Here is a 19,181-nt window from a genome sequence, read left to right on the forward strand (position 1 = left end):
ACTCCAGACGGCTGTCTGACATACATGACAAGCAGAATACACGAATTTCCTTAAAAAAATTGCCCAGCGACAAGGCCATCGCGCCCGCGCCCAGCGCGTCAAGATAGTATATCGTTATCACTTAAAATTCTAACAATAGATAAAAAACGAGCAAAGTTTTCATGGCACAATATTCCTTTGCATCCATTCACAGGACCTTCATGAAACTCGACACGCTCGCCGTGCACGCCGGCTACTCGCCCGACCCGACCACCAAGGCCGCGGCCGTGCCGATTTACCAGACCGTCGCCTATGCCTTCGACAACGCCCAGCACGGCGCCGATTTGTTCGACCTGAAGGTGCCTGGCAATATCTACACGCGCATCATGAACCCGACCCAGGACGTGCTGGAGAAACGCCTCGCCGCGCTCGAAGGCGGCGTCGCCGCGCTGGCCGTGGCCTCCGGCATGGCGGCGATCACCTACGCGATCCAGACCATCGCCGAGGCCGGCGACAATTTCATCTCCGCCAGCCAGTTGTACGGCGGCACCTACAACCTGTTCGCCCACACGCTACCGCAGATCGGCATCGAAGTGCGCTTCGCCGACGCCCGCCAGCCCGACACCTTTGCCGCGCTGATCGACGGGCGCACCAAGGCGATCTTCTGCGAGTCCATCGGCAATCCGCTGGGCAACGTCACCGACTTCGCCAAACTGGCTGAAATCGCCCACGCCCACGGCATTCCGCTGATCGTCGACAACACCGTGCCCAGCCCCTACCTGTGCCGGCCGATCGAGCACGGCGCCGACATCGTCGTCCACTCGCTGACCAAATACCTGGGCGGCCACGGCACCAGCGTCGGCGGCGCCATCGTCGACGCCGGCACCTTCCCCTGGGCCGAGCACAAGGAACGCTTCCGCCGCCTCAACGAGCCGGACGTGTCCTACCACGGCGTCGTCTACACGGAAGCCTTCGGCCCGGCCGCCTTCATCGGCCGCGCCCGCGTGGTGCCGCTGCGCAATATGGGCGCGGCCATCTCGCCGATGAACGCGTTTTTGATACTGCAGGGCATAGAAACCCTGGCCCTGCGCATGGAGCGCATCTGCAGCAGCGCCCAGGCGCTGGCCCAGCACCTGGCGCGCCACCCGCAGGTGGCCTGGGTCAATTACGCCGGACTGGAAGACCACCCGGACCACGCGCTGGTGCGCCAGTACATGGGCGGCAAGGCGTCCGGCATCCTGTCCTTCGGCTTGAAGACGGCCACGCGGGACGATCCACGGGCGGCCGGCGCGCGCGTGCTGGACGCGCTGCAACTGTTCACCAGGCTGGTCAACATCGGCGACGCCAAATCGCTGGCCACGCATCCGGCCTCGACCACCCACCGGCAATTGAACGCGGAAGAGCTGGCCAAGGCCGGCGTCTCGGAAGACATGCTGCGCCTGTCGGTGGGCATCGAGCACATCGACGACCTGCTGGCCGACCTGGAGCGCGCCCTGGCCGCCGCGTAAGGCCGCCGGCCCGGCGCGCTTGACCGTCTTGCGGGGGCCGTGCCCGCGCAAGACGGGCACTCAAGCTCCCGACAGACGCAAAAAAACAACAGTCGCCTTGATGGCAACAATCTGTTTTCCAGTATTGGCATTGGCTGCTTGATGGCTTCATCTTGGCCCTTGAACGCCGTGCAGCCAGCCATGTGCACGACTGAAAACCCGTCCGATCAAACCATGCGGCGGCGGGCAATCCCCAGCTGTCCCCGCGGCATCCGCCCTTGCCCGCCTGAACCGGCATTGCTGCCGATCAAGGCGCCCCTCCTTTCCCTTCCGTACAGTCGTAATCGGGCGGCCCGATGCCGGCCCGGATCGGCTCAACCTGGGAGGAGTCCGCATGAAACAGATGGCTTTGATTTTGCAGGGCGGCGGCGCATTGGGCGCGTTCGAGTATGGCGTCGTGACGGCCCTGCTTGAACGGGGTTGGCAACCGACGGCCGTCACCGGCGTATCGATCGGCGCCATCAACGCGGCGGCGATCGCCGGCGCCCCCGGCGGCGACATCGCCGCCAGCCTGCACAGGATATGGGCCGCGATCACGCTGCCGCAGGTGCCGTGGTTGCCGGCGTCGCAGCAAGCCAGCCTGTCGCTGTTCGGCAACCCCAACTTTTACCGGCCGCGCACCGACTACTATGACATGGCGCAATGGACCAGCCTGTGCAGCACCGTGCCGATGTACGCCACCTTGAACCGGCATTGCGACTTCGAGCAAATCAACGACGCCAGCCACATGCGCGTGGCCGTGACGGCGACCGACTTGCAGACGGGCGGGCCGACGACGTTTTCCAACCATCTGGCGGCCCGCACCGAGGGCATCATCGGCGACGGCCACATCGCCCGCCGCGCCCACCTCAACGCCGCCCACATCATCGCCAGCGGCAGCCTGCCGCCCGGCTTCGCCGCCACCGACATCGACGGCACCCAGTTCTGGGACGGCGGCCTGTTCAGCAACACGCCGATCGACGCCCTGCTCAATCTGCTCGAAGCGGACGAGGTGGACAGCCTGCCGATCTTCGTCGTCGACCTCTTCCCCAGCGGCGGCCTGCCCCTGCCGACCAATCTGATCGAGGTGCAAACCCGCATGACGGCCTTGCAGTACCAGAACCGTTTCTGGGCCCAGTACGGCGGCTCGGCCCGCCTGCCGGGCTTTCTCGACATGCTGGCGGCGCTCGACACCGAGCTGCCGCCGGCCAGCCCGCTGCGCCAGCGTCCCGCTTTTCATTGGCTGATGCGCCTGCGGGCGCTGAGGAATGTGCAGGTGATCCAGGCGGCGGAACCGACGCTGACCGGCGGCGCCGACTTTTCCCCCTACGGTGTCAGCAGCGCCTACCAGGCGGGGCGCACGGCCGTGGATAAACACTTTGCCGCGACGCGCGCGCTGCCCGCCGTGCCGGCCTAGTCTTGTTTCCAGCGCGCGGCCGCTTGGACCGGACTATGCGCGCCTCAGCCCCCCTATTCTGCATTTCATCGCAGAATTTGGCGGCTTATCGGTAGTGCGTGCTAGCATTCTTACTCAATTTGCAATACTTTGAGTGCTTCCACAAATTTTTAACTGCCGAGACGATGACATTTTTTACCAAGAAACGCGTGGCGCTGGCCGTCAGCCTGCTGCTGGTGGGCGCCGCCGGCGCCGCCTATCTGAGCAAGGGCGATGACGGCAATATACCGGAATCGAAATACCGCACGGCCCTCGCCGACAACGGCACCATCACCCAGACCGTCACCGCCAACGGCACCATCAATCCCGTCGCGCTAATCAACGTCGGCTCGCAAGTGTCGGGCACCGTCGTCGAGCTCAAGGCCGATTTCAACGACCACGTCAAGCGGGGCCAGGTGCTGCTCAAGCTCGACCCGACCATCTTCAACGCGCAAATCCGCCAGGGCGAGGCCAGCCTGGCGTCGGCGCAGGCGTCGATGCGCCTGGCGCAGAGCAATTTCGAGCGCAACCAGCGCCTCGTCACGCAAAACTATGTGTCGGCGCTGGCGCTGGACCAGTCGCGCCGCGAACTCGACGTGGCCAAGGCCAACATCAAGCTGGCCGAGGCCCAGCTCGAACGGGCCCAGGCCGACTTGAACAACAGCGTCATCCGCGCGCCCATCGACGGCGTCGTCATCAAGCGCACCATCGACCTGGGCCAGACCGTGGCGGCCTCGTTTACGACGCCGAACCTGTTTCAGATCGCCAAGGACTTGACCAAGATGCAGATCGACACCAACGTCTCGGAGGCGGACGTCGGCGCGCTCAAGGACGGCCAGGCGGCCCGTTTCGTCGTCGACGCCTATCCGGACCGGGAGTTCGACGCCACCATGCGCCAGTTCCGCCTGGCCGCCAACGTCGTGCAAAACGTCGTCACCTACAACGTCGTGCTCGACGTCGAGAACAAGGAGGAATTGCTCAAGCCGGGCATGACGGCGCAGGTGCGCCTGGTCGTCGGCAACCGCCAGAACGTGCTGCGCATCCCCACGGCGGCGCTGCGCTTCCGCCTCAGCGACGAGGAGCAGGAGAAGGCATTGAAGAAGCAGAAAGCCAAGGACGGCGAGCACAAGACGGCCGCCGCGCCGGCCCCGGCCGCCGACGAGGACCTGGCCTTCCGCAGCAAGAATGAGACGACGCGCTCGTTCAAGATCTACCGGCTCGACGAGCGCAACCAGGCGAAGCCGCTCGACATCAAGATCGGCCTGTCGAATTTCCGCTACACGGAAGTGCTGGCGGGCGACTTGAAAAAGGGCGACAAGGTGGTCACGCGCGCGCTGGCCGGCGGCAGCGAAAGCCCGTTCGAATGAGCGCAGCGCTGAACCAGGTGGCCGGCCAGCACCTGATCGACATACGCAAGGTCAGCAAGAGCTATTTCTCCGGCACGGTGGAAACCCAGGTGCTGTTCGGCATCGACCTGGCCGTGCCGCGCGGCGACTTCCTCGCCGTCATGGGCCAGTCCGGCTCGGGCAAGTCGACGCTGATGAATATTTTCGGCTGCCTCGACCAGGCCACCGGCGGCACTTACCTGCTCAACGGCATCGACACGCTGACCCTGTCGCGCGCCGAGCTGGCGACCATCCGCAACCGCACCATCGGCTTCGTGTTCCAGAGCTTCAACCTGATCAAGCGCATGAGCGTGGCCGAAAACGTCGCGCTGCCGCTGATCTACGCCGGCGTCGCGCGCAAGCAGGCGCACGCCAAGGCGCTGGTCGAACTGGAACGGGTCGGCCTCAAGGAACTGGCCCAGCGCACACCGAACCAGCTGTCCGGCGGCCAGCAGCAGCGCGTGGCGATCGCCCGCGCCCTCGTCGGCGACCCGCCGCTGATCCTCGCCGACGAACCCACCGGCAACCTCGACACCCAGACCAGCATCGACATCATGCGCTCCTTCCAGCAACTGAACGAAGAGCGCGGCATCACCATCCTGCTGGTCACGCACGAGCCCGACATCGCCGCCTACAGCAAGCGCCTGATGCGCCTGAAGGACGGCCGCGTGCTCTACGACGGCCCGGCCGCCGAAGGCTTGCGCCAACTGGCGCAAAGCCACGAGCAACTGGCCTCGGCCTGAGGCGCGCCCCCTCTTCACCGACACAGGACACCGCATGAATTTTCTGCAAGTAGTCGTCGAGGCTTTCCGCTCGATGAGCGCGAACCGCCTGCGCACCGTATTGACCATGCTCGGCATCATCATCGGCATCACCTCGGTGGTGCTGCTGCTGGCACTGGGCGACGCGATGAAGGCCTTCATCGGCGCCCAGCTGGAACAACTGGGCACGAATATGCTGTTCATCTCGCCCGGCGGCGACCCCGCCTCCGGGCAGCGCCTGCGCGCCGGCGCCGCGCCCTCGCTGTCGCTGGCCGACGCCGAGGCGCTGGACGCCCTGCCCAGCCTGAACGGCGCGGCGGCCGCGCTGCAAGGCGCCTTCAAGCTGACGGCCGGCAATGAAACGACGACCAGCACGGTGCGCGGCGTCACCCCGGCGATGTTCAAGATCCGCAACTGGAAAATCGAGCAGGGCAGCGCCTTCAGCGAGGCCGACGTGCGCGCGGCCGCCCGCATGGTCGTCATCGGTAGCAAGGTGGCCGACCAGTTCTTCTACAAGATCGACCCGCTGGGCAAGTTCATCCGCATTGAAAACGTCGCCTTCCAGGTCGTCGGCGTGCTGCACGGCGAGGGCAAGCAAGTCGACGGCGGCGACCTGGCCGAGCTCGTGCTGGTGCCGATCACGGCGGCGCGCGCCAACCTGATACGCAGCACCTTCCCCAACAACGTGCAATACGTCGTCGCCCAGGGCAAATCCGGCGGGAAATTGAAGGATGGCATAGAGGACATCAAGGAAACGCTGCGCGACCGCCACCACATCAAGTTCGAGGAACCGGACGATTTCCGCATCGACAACCTCGCCTCCTTCGCCGAAACGGCGAAAAACATCAGCACCGGCATCGCCGCGCTGCTGGGCCTGATCGGCGCCATCTCGCTGGTCGTCGGCGGCATCGGCATCATGAACATCATGCTCGTCTCCGTCACCGAGCGCACCCGGGAAATCGGCATACGCATGGCCATCGGCGCCAAGCCGCGCGACGTGCTGCTGCAATTTCTGACAGAGGCGGTGGTCATCTGCCTGGTCGGCGGCATCATCGGCATCCTGCTGGCCAGCGGTTTCGCCGCCGCCATCACGGCGACCGGCAAATTCGACGTCGCCATCACCTCGTCGGCGGTGCTGGTGGCCTGCGGCTTCTCCAGCCTGGTCGGCGTATTCTTCGGCTACTACCCGGCGCGGCGCGCGTCGAAACTGCTGCCGGTGGACTGCCTGCGCTACGAGTAGGTCAAGACAAACCCGGCAGCGTCGCCCGCGCTTTATTTTTTGATCTGATTGCCGATGACGCCGCCGACCACGGCGCCACCGACGGCACCGCCAGTATCGCCACCGCTCAAGACCGAACCGGCGACACCGCCGACGGCGGCGCCGATGGCCGTGTTACGCTGCCGCGGCGTCATCTCGCCGCATGCGGCCACCAGCGTCAGGCTGAGGACGGCCGCCGCCGTTTTCTTCCATCCGTTCATGATGCGCTCCTTCGCATTGCCACATCTATGAGGTTGGATTGGCGGCGCGGGAGCAAGTTCCAGGCGATCGATCTTGTGCGCCTTTGCGCCAGACGGAAACGGCATCCGGCCAACGCCGCTACACTGCTTCATGACCACGCCCCGCGACGATTACGACACGCCCTGGAAGGATGCCGTGACGCGGTATTTTCCCGCGTTCATGGCATTCTATTTTCCGCAGGCCCACGCGGAGATCGACTGGTCCCGCGGCCATGTTTTTCTTGAGCAGGAACTGGCCCAGGTGGCGCGCGACGCCGCGCTGGGCAAGCGCCTGGCCGACAAACTGGTGCGGCTGACCTTGCGCGACGGCAGTGCGCAATGGCTGTTGCTGCATCTGGAGGTGCAGGGGCGGCGCGACCCGGGCTTCGCCGAGCGCATGTTCGTCTACAACTACCGCATTTTCGACCATTACCGCCAGCCCGTCGCCAGCCTGGCGCTGCTGGCCGACGACAGCGCCGGCTGGCGGCCCGATGCCTACGCCTACCAGCGGCTCGGCTGCACGATGGGCATCACGTTTCCCGTCGTCAAACTGAGCGACTTCGCCGGCCGCCTCGAACAGTTGCCGGACGACCCCAATCCCTTCGCGCTGCTCACTGCGGCCCAGCTGTCGGCGCGCCAAACCAAAGGCGACGCGCAGCGGCGCGCCGCCGAGAAGTGGCGCTTGCTCACACTGCTCTTTCAGCGTCAATGGGACAGGCAGGCTATCATTGATTTGTTGATGGTGATCGACTGGATGATGCGCCTGCCCATGCCGCTGGAGCGGCAGCTCAGGCAGCGCATCGGGGATATGGAAAGGAGCCGCGTTATGCCTTACATCTCATCGTTTGAACGCATTGCCCGGAGCGACGGCCGCAAGCAAGGACGCCAGGAGGGCTTGCGCGAAGGACAATTTCTGCTGCTGACGCAGCTATTAAATCAGCGCTTCGGCCCCTTGCCCGCGCACTTGGCGCAGCGTCTTGCGCAAGGCACGACTGAGGACTTGTCGGCATGGTCCAAGGCTTTCGTGAACGCCACGACATTGGACCAGGTGTTCCAGAGCTAGCCATGCCCCCGGCACGCCGTTCAAGCGGCTGGGCTTAAGCGGCCAGCAGGCGGTCGGCGTGCGCATAGACGACGCAGCCGTGCTGGCGCGCGAAGCCGACCAGGCAGATGCCGGCCCGCTCGGCCATGTCGACGGCCAGCGCGGTCGGCGCCGAGATCGTCGCCAGCAGGCCGATGTCGGCGCGCGCCGCCTTTTGCACCAGCTCGTAGCTGGCGCGGCTGCTCATGATGGCGAAGCCCGGCCGGCGCGCGCCGCCCCGCGCCAGCGCGCCGATCAGCTTGTCGAGGGCGTTGTGGCGGCCGACGTCCTCGCGCACCAGCGCGATGGCGCCGTCCGGGCCGGCCCAGGCGGCCGCGTGCACGGCCCCGGTCAGCGCGTTCAGCGCCTGCAGCGGCGCCAGCGCGCCGAAGGCGGCCATCAGCGCGGCCTTGCCGACCGGCGCGCGCGCCGTCACCGGCGGCAGTTGCGTGTCGAGGGCGCCCAGGCTCTCCAAACCGCACAGGCCGCAGCCGGTGTTGCCGGCCAGGCTACGGCGCTTCTCCTTCAGGCGCATGAAGCAGGCGCCGGAGATGGTCATCCGCAATTCGATGCCGACGGTGCCCGGCGTTTGCACGCAGTCGATGTCGTAGATGTCGGCGGCGCTGTCGACGATGCGCTCGGACAGGCTGAAGCCGACGCCGAAATCGTCCAGGTCCAGCGGCGTGGCCATCATCACGGCGTGGGCCACGCCGTTGTAGACCAGCGCCACCGGCGTTTCCTCGGCCACCGCATCGCTCGTCGGCAAGCCGGCGCCGCCGGGCGCATGGCGCGTCACGGGCAGATTGCTCCAGGCCGCCAGGTTCGGCTCGCTCACTGACATGCGGCGCGCCCCTTCTCCGTCAACGCCAGCAGGGTGCGCTCGCCGTCCTGGCGCACCCGCACCAGGCCCGGACCGGGCGCGCCGCCGATGACGTCGTCGCCGAGGTAGGCCAGGCAGCGCAGCAGGCTGCTCTGGCGCACGCCGAGGCGCTTGCACAGGCGCGCCGCCGACACCGCTTCCGTGTGGGCCGCCAGTTCCGCCAGCAGGGCCAGCGCCAGCGCGTCGCCGGGCGCCGTCATGCCGCGGCCGCGTGCGCCGTCAGCACGATGGGAATGGATTTCGACGTCGGCGTGCGGGCGAAGTCGGCGAAGCTCGACAGCGGCACCAGGCCGTTGGTTTCCGGGAAGTAGGCGGCCACGCAGCCGCGCGGGATGTTGTAGCCCACCAGCAGGAAACGTTTGGCCTGGCGCCGCGCGCCGTCGTCGCACAGGCTCTCCAGGTCGACCCAGGCGCCCGCTTGCAGGCCCAGCTCGGCGATGTCGTCCGGATTGATGAATAGCACGCGGCGCTCGCCGAAGACGCCGCGGTAGCGGTCGTTCATGCCGTAGATGGTGGTGTTGTACTGGTCGTGCGAGCGCATCGTCGTCAGGTTGAAGACGGGCGAGGCGCGGCCGCTGCGCGCCAGATGGATGGGCAGGTCCGTGGGCACCGGGTGGGCGTAGAAATTCGCCTTGCCGGTCGCCGTCAACCACAGGCGCTCGGCCGCGGTGTTGCGCAGGTGGAAGCCGCCGGGCACCTTGACGCGGGCGTTGAAGTCGGCGAAGTCCTCGAACACGGCGGCGATCTTGTCGCGGATGCGGTCGTAGTCGGCCACCAGGCCCATCCAGTCGGTCTTGCTGCGCCCCTTCAGCGTCGCCACGGCCAGGCGGGCGACGATCATCGGCTCGGACAGCAGCGTCGGCGAGGACGGCGCGTTGATGCCGGACGACAGGTGCACCATGCTCATCGAATCCTCGACGCTGACGGCCTGCGGGCCGCTGGCCTGCTGGTCGATCTCGGTGCGGCCCAGGCAGGGCAGGATCAGGGCCTCGGCGCCGCAGACGAGGTGGCTGCGGTTCAACTTGGTGGCGACGTGCACCGTCAAGCCGCACTGGCGCAGCGCCCGCTCGGTCACCTGCGTGTCCGGCGTGGCGGCGGCGAAGTTGCCGCCCATGGCGAAGAAGACCTTGCCCGGCTCGGCCAGCATGGCTTCGATGGCGCCGACCGTGTCGTAGCCGTGCTCGCGCGGCGGCGTGAAGTCGAACACCTCGCCGAGGCGGTCGAGGAAGGCCGGCTTCGGTTTCTCGAAGATGCCCATGGTGCGGTCGCCCTGCACATTGCTGTGGCCGCGCACGGGGCAGGGCCCGGCGCCGGGCCGGCCTATATTGCCGCGCAACAGCAGCAGATTGGTGATCATCTGGATCGTCGCCACGGAATGGCGGTGCTGGGTGATGCCCATGCCCCAGCAGGCGATGACCTTGCCGGCGCCCATGTAGACGTCGGCGGCGCGGCGGATCTGCGCCAGCTCCAGGCCCGATTCGCGGACGATGACGTCCCAGGGCTCGGCCAGCACATCGGCCATGAAGGCGGCGAAGTTGGCCGTGTGCTCGGCGATGAAGGCGACGTCGATCAGGCGCGCCGCGCCGCTTGCCTGCGCCGCGGCATCCGCCTCCAGCACGCATTTGATCATGCCCTTGACGGCGGCCAGGTCGCCGCCTATCTTCAACTGGAAATAGTCGGACGAGATCGCCGTCGCGCCGTCGCCCAGCATTTCGCCGGCGCTTTGCGGGTTCTGGAACTTTTCCAGGCCGCGCTCGCGCAGCGGATTAAACGAGACGATGGCGGCGCCGCGCTTGGCGGCGCCGCGCAGCTCGCCCAGCATGCGCGGGTGGTTGGTGCCGGGGTTCTGGCCGAAGATGAACAGCGCGTCGGCCAGCTGGAAGTCCGACAGCAGCACCGTGCCCTTGCCGACGCCGACGGCCTCGCGCATCGCGTAGCCGGACGGCTCGTGGCACATATTCGAGCAGTCGGGGAAGTTGTTGGTGCCGAATTCGCGCACAAACAACTGGTACAGGAAGGCCGCCTCGTTGCTGGTCCGCCCGGAGGTGTAGAAAATCGCGTCGTTCGGCGACGCCAGCGCGTTCAGGCGCGCGGCGATCAGGTCGAAGGCTTCGTCCCAGCCGATTTCCCGGTAGCGGTCGCTGGCGCGGTGGTAGCGCATCGGCCGGGTCAGCCTGCCCTGCCCCTCCAGCCAGTGGTCGGACTGCTGCGCCAGCCACGCCACCGTGTGCTGGGCGATCAGTTCCGGCGTGGCGCGCCGCGCCGTCGACTCGGCGGCGATGGCCTTGGCGCCGTTTTCGCAAAACTCGAAGGTCGAGGTGTGGTCCTGGTCCGGCCAGGCGCAGCCGGGGCAGTCGAAGCCGTCCGGCTGGTTGGCCGACAGCAGCGTGCGCGCGCCCTTGGCGGGAATGCCCTGCGCGATGATCTGCTGGGCCACGCTTTTCAGCGCGCCCCAGCCGCCGGCCGGCCGGTCGTACACCTGGACTATCTTTTTGCTCATGTCTCCCCCTGTGCGTGCGGCTGACCTCGCCGCGTTCTCGTCTAGGGGGATTTTAAACGATGCGGCGGCGCCCCGCTTAGTTGGCGGGAAGCCGATACCATAGCTCTTTTCTGCCAAGGGGCGTGGCCTTGGGCAGCAAGGGGTTGTCCAGTTCCAGCACGCGGCGCCTGCCCAGGTTCAAGCCATCGGCCAGCCTGCCGTAATGGCGCTGGAACAGCGCGTTGAAGCTGCCGTCCGCCAGCGCCTTTTCCAGCCCGGCCTCGATGTCGCGCGCCAGCTTGGTCTGCTGCTTGCCGACGAAGAAGTAAAACGCCGTCGGATAACGGATGATCAGATACGGGTCCAGCGCCAGTTGCAGGCCGGCGTGGCTGGCCAGCTCGCTGCCGACCTCGATCACGGAGCGCGGGAAATAGTCGATGCGCTCGACCGCCAGTTGCTTGAACAAGCCCTCGTAGGTGGTCGAGCCGTCGAACACGTGCAAGCCGTTGTGCTGGAGGATGGCCGTGTCGGGCCAGTCGCGCATCTGCCCGGCCGCGAACTGGCCCAGCTCGCGCACGCTGTGGACGCCTTGGAACAGCTGCGCCCGCTTCGCGCTGAGCAGCGCGATGCGCCAGCCGATCAGGCCGCGGTCGATCGGTATGCGGATCGGCAACAGCTCGGCCTCGCGGGCGTGGCTCGTCATGGTCCAGACGATGTTGACGGAGCCGGTACCGTCGACGATTTCCTGGATCACCCGGCTTTGCACCATCACCTGGGCCGACTGGCGCAGCGTGTACGGCGTGCCCGACTTCGCCAGCGCCAGCCGCAGCAGCGCCAGCACATAGTCGAGCTGGGGGTCGTGCTCGGCCTGGTGGCGCGGATAAATGATGGTGTCGGCGCGGGCGCAGGCCAGCGACAGGCACAACAGCAAAACGGGCAGGCAGCGCGGCATTGCTCTTCTCCAGGGATTCTCCGGGGAACACCTTCTTATAGGGGGTGAAAACAGTATGTTCCCGCCAGCCGCGCTTGTCGACGAAAATCCGCTGCCGCCTGCCGCAGGCCGGCGGCGAGCACTTTGACGCAGATCAGTGAAACGCCCGGTCGCCCGCCTACACTGGCTCAATCAACCCGCTCCAAGGCGGGGCTCCAAGGAGGAAATCATGCGCACCCCCATTGTATTAGCACTGGCTGCCACGCTATTGGCGGCCTGCACCACGCCGGCCGAGCAGGCCGCCTCGATGCAGCGCGAAATCGACCGCAAGATCGTCGTGTACGGCCCGGCCTGCAACAAGCTCGGCTACCAGTCCGGCAGCGATCCCTGGCGCAATTGCGTGCTGCAACTGAGCACCGACGAGGAAGCCAGGCGCTACGCCGGCTATCCGGGCTATCCCGGCTACCCCTACCGCTATCCCTACCGGGGTTTCTGGTATTACTGAGCTGAGCTAAGCCGGCGCGCGGCGGCTGCGGGCGAAGTCGGCCTTCGTCAGCGCCCGCCGCGAGGCCAGCAAATCGCCGATCAGGCGCTGGGCATGGCGTAGCAGGGCCGGATGGCGGGCGTCACGCGGATGCAGGCCCAGCCGTATCAACGGCGCCGATTGCTGCAGCCACGCCAGCGGGCGCGCGCAGCAGGGCGACAGGCGGCGTCCGACGCCGTTGCGGGCGGCATACACGAGGCTGGGCGCGAACACGCTGTCGTCCGGCGCCAGGCAGTGGAAATAGCGCAGCGTCGTCGTGTATTCGAAGGGCAAGGCCCGCACGGCCGCCCAGGCGCCCTTGCTCAGCAGCCAGGCCGGGGCGACAAAGCCCCGCACCGGCCAGTTGCGCCGGCCGAACCAGGCCAGGCCCCGCTCCAGCCGCCGCCGCGCCTGCTCCATGTCGAGCGCGGCGAACTCGCCCTCGCCCTCGGTGTAGACGCGGCGCAGGAAACGTTCGCGCCAACGGCCCGGCAGCGGCGCCGTGTCGAGGTGGAAATAGCCGTGCAGCGCCAACTCGTGCCCCTGCGCCAACAGGTCGGCCAGCATGCCGTCGTAGGCCGCCGGCCAGTGCGCGCCGCGGTGGTAGTGCGGCACGACCAGCAGCGTCAGCGGAATATCCGCCACGGCCCGCACGGCCGCCAGCAGGCGCTGGCAATCCGGCCACGTGGCCGGCGCCACGTCGTGGATGGCCACGCACAGGGACTTCGGCTCAGCCGGCGCCACAGGCGGCCTCCAGCTCCAGCCGCTGGCGCGCCGCCAGCACGCCGGCATAACGCTGCAGCAACTGCGGCATGATGTCGTTCCAGTCATAGCAAGCGCAAGCCTTGCGCCGCGCGGCCGCCGCCAGCGCGGCGCGGTCGCGCCGGTACAGGGCCGCGATGCCGTCGGCCAGCGCCGCCGCGCTGTTCGGCGCCACCAGGATGCCGGTGGCCTCGTCGACCAGCTCGGCCACGCCGCCGGCGCTGGTGCCGACCACGGGCAGGCCGCAAGCCATCGCCTCCAGCACGATCAGGCCGAAGGTTTCGCTGTCGCCAGGGTGGACCAGCAGGTCGCAACTGGCCAGCAGGCCGGCCAGCACGCGCGGCTCGCGCTGGAAGGGGATGACGGTGATGCGCGCGCCGCTTGGCGGCACGGCGCCGCCGCCGACCAGCAGCAGGTGGTAGGGCCGGCCCAGGCGCCCCACGGCCTCGGCCAGCAGCGCGAGCTTTTTTTCCGGCGTGAAGCGGCCCGCGTACAGCAACAGGCGCGCGTCGGCCGCCAGCCCCAGTTGCGCGCGCAGGGCGGCGTCGCGGCGCTGCGGGCAGAACACCCCCGTGTCGATGCCCAGCGGCTGATGCAGCGCGCCGGCCACGCCCATCGCCACCAGTTGCTGCGCCATCATGCGGCTGGGCGCCAGCACCAGGTCGAAGCGGCGGTACAACTGCGCCAGGTGGCGCCGGGCCGCGTGCGCGGCCAGCGCGCCGAAACGCTTGCGCACCAGTTGCGGCAAATCGGAATGGCAAAAGGCCACGGCCGGCACCCGCAACTGCCGCGCCACCCGCAGCGCGGCCCAGGCGCAGGGGCCGGCGTCGCCCGCCTCGATCAAGTCCGGGTCCAGCGTGCGCAACACCCGCGCGGCCGCCGCCACCGAACGCGGCATGCGGTAGCCGTGCAGGCCGGGCAAGGCGAAGCCGGGAATGCCGACCACGGCGGCGGCCGCGCCGGCGCGCGCGTTCGGGCTGACGACGGTGTGGCGCAACTGGCGCCGGCCGGCCAGCCAGCACGCCTTGGCGTCCAGATAGGTGCTGACGCCGCCGCCCTCGGCGGCGTAGAACATGGTGATATCGACGACATGCATGCCCGGCTCCCCTTGCCCGCCGCAGCACCCGGCGCGTGAAAATTCGACCGGCGCGGCCGGCTTTTCGTTCCGCCCGCCCGCGCCGGCCGGGCGGCGAGGCGGACGGCGCGGGTCCGCCGGCATGATTTTCATCATGTTTACACCGGCCCCGGCAGCAAATAGGTGCAGGAAGGCACGTGCTTGCTGTAAGGTATAGCCTGCCGTCCGCTCCCACCCAAAAACGCATCGCACATGAATCAGTCCACCCTGCCAGAAACCGTCCTCTCAGCACCCCCTTCCGCCATTCTCTACGGCCCGGCCCAGGCGGGCCTGCTGCGCGACGAAGTGCTGGCCGACCTGCTCGAAGCGAGCGCGCGGCGGACGCCAGGGCACATCGCGCTGGAATGCGGCGAGCGCCGCCTCAGTTACGCCGAACTGGACCGCCAGGCCGGCCTGGTCGCCGCGCGCCTGATCGAGGCCGGCGTCGTGCCGGGCCAGATCGTCGGCCTGTGGTTGCCGCGCGGCATAGAATTGCTCGTGATGCAGGCCGGCATCGCCAAGGCCGGCGCCGCCTGGCTGCCCGTCGACGAAGACACGCCGGTCGAGCGCCTGCAAGTGTGCCTGGACGACGCCCAGGCGGTCGGTCTGCTCAGCTGCGCGCAACTGGCGCCGCGCCTGGCCGGGCTGGGGCGGCCCCTGTGGCTGGCGGAAACCCTGCTGGCGCCGGCGCCGGACGGCTATGTGCCGGCGCGCCGCGGCGCCGTGCTGCCCGGCCACCCGGCCTATGTGATCTACACCTCCGGCTCGACCGGCAAGCCGAAGGGCATCCTGATTTCCCAGCGCAGCATCTGCCACTTCCTGCGCAGCGAAAACGCCGTGCTGGGCGTGCGCGCCGACGACCGCGTCTACCAGGGCTTCTCGGTCGCCTTCGACATGTCCTTCGAGGAAATCTGGATCGCCTACCTGGTCGGCGCCACGCTGTGGCTGGGGCCGAAAGAGGCCAGCGGCGACCCGGAAACGCTGCCGCGCCTGCTGGCCGAGCAGCGCGTCAGCGTGCTGCACGCCGTGCCGACCCTGCTGGCCCTGTTCAGCGCCGACGTGCCCAGCCTGCGCCTGATCAACCTGGGCGGCGAAGCCTGCCCGGAGGCGCTGGTCGAGCGCTGGTCGCGCCCCGGCCGGCAGATGTTCAACACCTACGGCCCCACCGAGGCGACCGTCTCGGCCAGCCTGGCGCGCCTGCAGCCGGGCCAGCCGGTGAGCATCGGCACGCCGCTGCCCCACTACGGCCTGCTGGTGATCGACGCCGACGCCGCGGCCGGCGCGCCCCTGCGCCTGCTGGAGCGCGGCGCCACGGGCGAGCTGTGCATCACCGGCCCCGGCCTGGCGGAAGGCTATCTGGGCCGGCCCGACCTGACCGTGGAAAAATTCCTGCCCAACCCCTGGGCCACGGGCCGCGACGACACGCGCCTATACCGCACCGGCGACCTGGCGCGCATCGGCGCCGACGGCCAGGTGCAGTGCCTGGGCCGGGCCGACGACCAGGTGAAAATCCGCGGCTTCCGCGTCGAACTGGGCGAAATCGAGGCCCTGCTGCTGCAACAGCCCGGCGTCGGCACGGCCGCCGTGCTGCTGCGCAAGGACGACGGCATCGACCTGCTGGTGGCCTACCTGGTGGCCGACGGCGCCGTCGCCGCGGCCGCGCTGCGCCAGGCCCTGGGCGGGCAACTGCCACCGTACATGGTGCCCAGCCGCTTCGAGCAATTGGCCGAGATGCCGCGCCTGACCTCCGGCAAGATCGACCGCAAGGCGCTCAAGGCGCTGCCGCTGGCGGCCGCGCAGGCCGGCGCCGCGCCCGACTCCGACGTCGCCGCGACGCCGGCCGAGGCCGCGCTGTTCGCCGCCCTGGCCAGCCTCTTCCCCGGCCAGGCGATACGCCGCGACGCCGACTTCTTCAGCGACCTGGGCGGCCACTCCTTCTTCGCCGCCCGCCTCGCCTCGGCCCTGCGCGCCGACCCGCGCTACGCCCACGCCACCGTGCGCGACATCTACCAGCAGCGGCAGATCGGCCGCATCGCCACCGCGCTGGCCGAGGCGGGCGGCGCCGCCGAGGCCGAGGCCGACTGGACCCCGCCGCCGGCCAGCCGGCGCTGGTTGTGCGGCCTGGCCCAGGCGGCCGCCGTGCCCGGCCTGGTCACCCTGCGCATGGCGCAATGGCTGGCGCCCTTCTTTACCTACCACTTCTTCACCGGCGACAGCGGCGACTCCGTGGCGCGCGCCATCGCCGCCTCGCTGGGCGTGTTCCTGCTGGCCACGGTCATGGAATTTGCCATCGCCATCGCCGGCAAATGGTTGATCGCCGGCCGCCTGCGCGCCGGCAGCTACCCGCTGTGGGGCCTGGTCTACTACCGCTGGTGGCTGGCCGACCGCCTCGTCGAATCGGCCCCCGTCTACCTGCTGAGCGGCTCCTCGCTGTACCCGCTGTGGCTGCGCGCCCTCGGCGCCAAGGTCGGCAGCGAGGTCATCATCGGCTCGATGACCCTGCGCGCCCCGGAATTGCTGAGCATCGGCGACGGCGTCAGCATCGGCAACGCCGTCAACTTTGAAAACGCCCGCGTCGAGCGCGGCCGCCTGCTGCTGGGCCAGATCGCGCTGGGCGACGAAGCCTGCGTCAGCTCCTACGCCATCCTCGAAGGCAACACCAGCGTGGGCCAGGCCGGCCACCTGGAAGGACAGAGCGCCCTGGCCGACGGCCGCGCCGTGCCGGACGGCCGCGTCTGGGGCGGCGCGCCGGCGCGCGACTGCGGCCCCTTCGACCCGCTGCAGCAGCCGCCGCGCCCGGCCGTAACACGCTTGCGCCTGGCCGGCGAGGGCCTGTTCTTCGTCTTCGGCATCGTGCTGATCGCCACGCTGTTCTTCATGCCCGTCTTCCCCAGCTTCGTACTGATCGACTGGTTCGACGAACGCGAGCTGATGCCCTGGCTGCAGGGGCCGGCCATCGCCACCCAACTGGCGCGCTACTTCATCCTGGCCTTCCCCGCCAGCGCCGTGCTGATCGTGCTGACGGCGCTGGTGTCGGCCGGCATCCGCTGGAGCGCGCTGCCGCGCCTGCACGCCGGGCGCTGGCCCGTGCACAGCAATGTCTACTGCGCCAAATGGCTGGTCAGCCACATCCAGGAATCGAGCTTGAACGTGCTGCACGGCATCTACGCGACCGTCTACGCGCCCTACTGGTATCGCCTGCTGGGCGCCAAGGTCGGGCGCGGCGCGGAAATCTCGACGGCGCTGGGCGTCGTGCCGGACATGCTGACGCTGGGCGACGAAACCTTCATCGCCGACGCCGTCATGCTCGGCGACGAGCTGATCGACGGCGGCTGGATGCGCATGCAGCCCACCGTCATCTCGCACCGCAGCTTCGTCGGCAACGGCAGTTACATCCCGGACGGCACCGTCCTGCCCGAGCACGTGCTGATCGGCGTGCACTCGCACGCGCCCGAGAACGCCCGCATGGCCTGCGGCGACACCTGGCTGGGCTCGCCGCCCATCCACTTGCCGGCGCGCGAACAGGTGGCCGGCTATCCGGAACGCCTGACCTTCCGGCCCTCGCTGGCGCGGCGCCTCGGCCGCAGCCTGATCGAAGCCTTCCGCATCGTCGCGCCGCACGCCGTCGTCATCGCCGTCGGCTACACCGTGGTGCTCGACGTGATGCCGATCGCCGGCGCCGGCCGCTGGGGCGAGGTGGTGGCGGATCTGGCCATCGCCGGCCTCGCCTACGGCATCGGCAACTACATCGTCGTCATGGCCTTCAAATGGCTGTTGCTGGGGCGCTACCGCAAGCGCGCCGAACCGATGTGGACGCCCTTCGTCTGGCTCTCCGAAGGCGTCACCAATCTGTACGAAGGCATCGCCGTGCCGAACTTCATGCGCTACCTGCGCGGCACGCCGTGGCTGCCGCTGGCGTTCAGGCTGCTCGGCTGCAAGATCGGCCGCGGCGTCTACATGGACACCACCGACATCACCGAGTTCGACTGTGTGAACATCGGCGACTACAGCGAAATCAACGCGCTGGCCTGCCCGCAAACCCATCTGTTCGAAGACCGCGTGATGAAGATCGACCACGTCGACATCGGCCAGCGCGTCTACATGGGGCCGCGCAGCTCCGTGCTCTACAGCGCCCGCGTCGGCGACAACGCCCGTCTCGGGCCGCTGACGCTGGTCATGAAGGGCGAGCACATCCCGGCCGCCAGCAGCTGGACCGGCTGCCCGGCGGCGCCGGCGCGGGCTTGATGCCGGCCGGCGCCGCGCCGCTGGCCGTGCAGCCGTGGCCGGGGCCGCCAGCGGCGCCGCGCGACGGCGTGTTCGTCATCGGTGTCGCCGGCCCCGCCGGCGCGCCGCGCGCATGGGCGCGCGGGCAAGTGCGGCTGGCCGCGCGGCAAGCGCTGGCGCAACTGGCGGGACTGCCGCCCGAACACATCCAGATTGCCGCGCAGCCGGGCCGGGCGCCCCGCGCGCTATGGGACGGCGGCGCGGCCGGGCTGTCGTTCAGCCACGCGGACGGCCTGTCGCTGGCCGCCGTCAACCTGGGCGGCGACGTCGGCGTGGACCTGATGCGTGTAGGCGACTGGCCCGACTGGCAGGCCGTGGCACGCGACTATCTGGGGCCGGCGACGGCCGAGGCGCTGGCGCGTTGCGCGCCCGGACAACGCGCGCGCGCCTTCGCGCAGGCCTGGACGGCGCGCGAAGCAAGCTTGAAATATGCGGGATTGGCGCTGGGCGAGTGGATGCCCGGCGTGCCGGCGCGGGCCTGGCGCAGCCTTACGCTGGCCTTGCCCGCCGGACTGGCCGGGACGCTGGCGCTCCCGGCCTAGGC

16 protein-coding genes are annotated in these 19,181 nt (G+C 68.8%); 9 read left to right on the plus strand and 7 right to left on the minus strand.

All coding sequences use genetic code 11. The features are described 5' to 3' along the window. Positions 1-200: 200 nt before the first annotated feature. From OIK44_RS12215 to OIK44_RS12235, 5 genes are all read left to right on the plus strand, one after another. Positions 201-1,487 (plus strand): O-acetylhomoserine aminocarboxypropyltransferase/cysteine synthase family protein, encoded by a 1,287-nt coding sequence (locus tag OIK44_RS12215; RefSeq protein ID WP_273671026.1) that lies wholly within the window; start codon positions 201-203, stop codon positions 1,485-1,487. A gap of 373 nt (positions 1,488-1,860) precedes the next feature. Beyond that, positions 1,861-2,922, plus strand: a complete 1,062-nt coding sequence (locus OIK44_RS12220; RefSeq protein ID WP_273671027.1) for a patatin-like phospholipase family protein — start codon at positions 1,861-1,863, stop codon at positions 2,920-2,922. Between the two features lie 164 nt (positions 2,923-3,086). Continuing rightward, positions 3,087-4,307 carry an efflux RND transporter periplasmic adaptor subunit gene (locus tag OIK44_RS12225; protein WP_273671028.1) on the plus strand — a complete coding sequence of 407 codons (1,221 nt, stop codon included), beginning with the start codon at positions 3,087-3,089 and terminating at the stop codon, positions 4,305-4,307. Then, on the plus strand, positions 4,304-5,068 hold the full coding sequence (locus tag OIK44_RS12230) for an ABC transporter ATP-binding protein (RefSeq protein WP_273671029.1): 765 nt from the start codon (positions 4,304-4,306) through the stop codon (positions 5,066-5,068). The genes OIK44_RS12225 and OIK44_RS12230 overlap by 4 nt, the downstream gene beginning before the upstream one ends. A gap of 34 nt (positions 5,069-5,102) precedes the next feature. Then, positions 5,103-6,326 carry an ABC transporter permease gene (locus OIK44_RS12235; RefSeq protein WP_273671030.1) on the plus strand — a complete coding sequence of 408 codons (1,224 nt, stop codon included), beginning with the start codon at positions 5,103-5,105 and terminating at the stop codon, positions 6,324-6,326. A 32-nt stretch (positions 6,327-6,358) separates the two neighbouring features. Here OIK44_RS12235 and OIK44_RS12240 read toward each other — a convergent pair whose 3' ends face one another. Next, positions 6,359-6,565: a glycine zipper 2TM domain-containing protein gene (locus OIK44_RS12240; RefSeq protein WP_273671031.1), complete on the minus strand. Its 207-nt coding sequence runs from the start codon at positions 6,563-6,565 to the stop codon at positions 6,359-6,361. Positions 6,566-6,695: 130 nt separating this feature from the next. On the opposite strand from OIK44_RS12240, the gene OIK44_RS12245 reads away from it, so the two are divergent. Further along, on the plus strand, positions 6,696-7,646 hold the full coding sequence (locus OIK44_RS12245; RefSeq protein WP_273671032.1) for an RpnC/YadD family protein: 951 nt from the start codon (positions 6,696-6,698) through the stop codon (positions 7,644-7,646). Between the two features lie 34 nt (positions 7,647-7,680). Here the strand turns inward: OIK44_RS12245 and fdhD are convergent, their stop codons facing one another. From fdhD to OIK44_RS12265, 4 genes are all read right to left on the minus strand, one after another. Further along, positions 7,681-8,505, minus strand: a complete 825-nt coding sequence (fdhD, locus tag OIK44_RS12250) for a formate dehydrogenase accessory sulfurtransferase FdhD (protein ID WP_273671033.1) — start codon at positions 8,503-8,505, stop codon at positions 7,681-7,683. Beyond that, a complete protein-coding gene (locus tag OIK44_RS12255; protein WP_273671034.1) occupies positions 8,496-8,744 on the minus strand; it encodes a hypothetical protein in 249 nt (82 codons plus the stop codon). Before OIK44_RS12255 ends, fdhD begins: the two co-directional genes overlap by 10 nt. Further along, complete coding sequence (locus OIK44_RS12260; protein ID WP_273671035.1) at positions 8,741-11,044, minus strand: FdhF/YdeP family oxidoreductase; 2,304 nt, start codon at positions 11,042-11,044, stop codon at positions 8,741-8,743. The genes OIK44_RS12255 and OIK44_RS12260 overlap by 4 nt, the downstream gene beginning before the upstream one ends. A 76-nt stretch (positions 11,045-11,120) precedes the next feature. Further along, on the minus strand, positions 11,121-11,975 hold the full coding sequence (locus OIK44_RS12265) for a hypothetical protein (RefSeq protein WP_273671036.1): 855 nt from the start codon (positions 11,973-11,975) through the stop codon (positions 11,121-11,123). A gap of 208 nt (positions 11,976-12,183) precedes the next feature. On the opposite strand from OIK44_RS12265, the gene OIK44_RS12270 reads away from it, so the two are divergent. Continuing rightward, positions 12,184-12,459, plus strand: coding sequence for a hypothetical protein (locus OIK44_RS12270; RefSeq protein WP_273671037.1), 276 nt, complete (start codon positions 12,184-12,186; stop codon positions 12,457-12,459). Between the two features lie 6 nt (positions 12,460-12,465). Here the strand turns inward: OIK44_RS12270 and OIK44_RS12275 are convergent, their stop codons facing one another. Both OIK44_RS12275 and OIK44_RS12280 read right to left on the minus strand, forming a co-directional pair. Continuing rightward, positions 12,466-13,221 carry a polysaccharide deacetylase family protein gene (locus OIK44_RS12275; protein WP_273671038.1) on the minus strand — a complete coding sequence of 252 codons (756 nt, stop codon included), beginning with the start codon at positions 13,219-13,221 and terminating at the stop codon, positions 12,466-12,468. Next, positions 13,208-14,335, minus strand: a complete 1,128-nt coding sequence (locus OIK44_RS12280) for a glycosyltransferase (RefSeq protein WP_273671039.1) — start codon at positions 14,333-14,335, stop codon at positions 13,208-13,210. The genes OIK44_RS12275 and OIK44_RS12280 overlap by 14 nt, the downstream gene beginning before the upstream one ends. A gap of 231 nt (positions 14,336-14,566) precedes the next feature. On the opposite strand from OIK44_RS12280, the gene OIK44_RS12285 reads away from it, so the two are divergent. Both OIK44_RS12285 and OIK44_RS12290 read left to right on the plus strand, forming a co-directional pair. Further along, positions 14,567-18,598, plus strand: coding sequence for a Pls/PosA family non-ribosomal peptide synthetase (locus OIK44_RS12285; protein WP_273671040.1), 4,032 nt, complete (start codon positions 14,567-14,569; stop codon positions 18,596-18,598). Further along, a complete protein-coding gene (locus tag OIK44_RS12290; protein ID WP_273671041.1) occupies positions 18,598-19,179 on the plus strand; it encodes a 4'-phosphopantetheinyl transferase family protein in 582 nt (193 codons plus the stop codon). The genes OIK44_RS12285 and OIK44_RS12290 overlap by 1 nt, the downstream gene beginning before the upstream one ends. Positions 19,180-19,181 lie beyond the last annotated feature (2 nt).

It is taken from the genome of Janthinobacterium fluminis (assembly GCF_028595325.1).
GTDB lineage: Bacteria > Pseudomonadota > Gammaproteobacteria > Burkholderiales > Burkholderiaceae_D > Janthinobacterium > Janthinobacterium fluminis.

Excerpts from the sequence above, each read along its gene's own strand:
- OIK44_RS12215 (WP_273671026.1), top strand. The coding sequence starts at position 201 with ATGAAACTCGACACGCTCGCCGTGCACGCCGGCTACTCGCCCGACCCG.
- OIK44_RS12220 (WP_273671027.1), top strand. The coding sequence starts at position 1,861 with ATGAAACAGATGGCTTTGATTTTGCAGGGCGGCGGCGCATTGGGCGCG.
- OIK44_RS12225 (WP_273671028.1), top strand. The coding sequence starts at position 3,087 with ATGACATTTTTTACCAAGAAACGCGTGGCGCTGGCCGTCAGCCTGCTG.
- OIK44_RS12230 (WP_273671029.1), top strand. The coding sequence starts at position 4,304 with ATGAGCGCAGCGCTGAACCAGGTGGCCGGCCAGCACCTGATCGACATA.
- OIK44_RS12235 (WP_273671030.1), top strand. The coding sequence starts at position 5,103 with ATGAATTTTCTGCAAGTAGTCGTCGAGGCTTTCCGCTCGATGAGCGCG.
- OIK44_RS12240 (WP_273671031.1), bottom strand. The coding sequence starts at position 6,565 with ATGAACGGATGGAAGAAAACGGCGGCGGCCGTCCTCAGCCTGACGCTG.
- OIK44_RS12245 (WP_273671032.1), top strand. The coding sequence starts at position 6,696 with ATGACCACGCCCCGCGACGATTACGACACGCCCTGGAAGGATGCCGTG.
- fdhD (WP_273671033.1), bottom strand. The coding sequence starts at position 8,505 with ATGTCAGTGAGCGAGCCGAACCTGGCGGCCTGGAGCAATCTGCCCGTG.
- OIK44_RS12255 (WP_273671034.1), bottom strand. The coding sequence starts at position 8,744 with ATGACGGCGCCCGGCGACGCGCTGGCGCTGGCCCTGCTGGCGGAACTG.
- OIK44_RS12260 (WP_273671035.1), bottom strand. The coding sequence starts at position 11,044 with ATGAGCAAAAAGATAGTCCAGGTGTACGACCGGCCGGCCGGCGGCTGG.
- OIK44_RS12265 (WP_273671036.1), bottom strand. The coding sequence starts at position 11,975 with ATGCCGCGCTGCCTGCCCGTTTTGCTGTTGTGCCTGTCGCTGGCCTGC.
- OIK44_RS12270 (WP_273671037.1), top strand. The coding sequence starts at position 12,184 with ATGCGCACCCCCATTGTATTAGCACTGGCTGCCACGCTATTGGCGGCC.
- OIK44_RS12280 (WP_273671039.1), bottom strand. The coding sequence starts at position 14,335 with ATGCATGTCGTCGATATCACCATGTTCTACGCCGCCGAGGGCGGCGGC.
- OIK44_RS12285 (WP_273671040.1), top strand. The coding sequence starts at position 14,567 with ATGAATCAGTCCACCCTGCCAGAAACCGTCCTCTCAGCACCCCCTTCC.
- OIK44_RS12290 (WP_273671041.1), top strand. The coding sequence starts at position 18,598 with ATGCCGGCCGGCGCCGCGCCGCTGGCCGTGCAGCCGTGGCCGGGGCCG.